At 63.4% G+C, this 345-nt stretch carries 1 pseudogene; it reads right to left on the bottom strand.

What is annotated here, in order from left to right:
• Positions 1 to 62: 62 nt before the first annotated feature.
• A pseudogene (locus ACQ4LH_RS21950) lies at positions 63 to 191 on the bottom strand (cobalt-precorrin-6A reductase); the annotation flags it as partial.
• Positions 192 to 345 lie beyond the last annotated feature (154 nt).

The following is a 345-nucleotide window of genomic DNA, read 5'->3' as shown; positions in this document are numbered from 1 at the left end:
GAACAGGATATGGCTCAGTCCGTCTTGTGGGCTGGGAGATGTGAATAAGAGACAGGGGACAGATCGTCCAGCAGTTCGTTGCCCTGCTCGCGGATATACCCCGCCAATCCTTCCGCCCCGCCAAAGCCGCCAACGCGCACCTGGCAGGGCAAGTCATCCGGCACCCGGCCCAGCCCGGCCAGGCTGTAGATCTGNCCAGCCTCGACACGACGCTACGCCCGCGCCCGCAACATAAAAGAGAAGGCGCCACGCACCCAAACAGCCTTACAGAAAAAAACAGCCCAAAGCGCGCACCTGGCAGGGCACGTCATCCGGCACCCGGCCCAGCCCGGCACGGCTGTAGAT

This window comes from Pseudomonas peli (assembly GCF_050563605.1).
Taxonomy (GTDB): domain Bacteria; phylum Pseudomonadota; class Gammaproteobacteria; order Pseudomonadales; family Pseudomonadaceae; genus Aquipseudomonas; species Aquipseudomonas peli_A.
The sequence above is the reverse complement of the archived record's forward strand: the minus strand, read 5'-3'. Positions and strand labels throughout refer to the sequence as shown.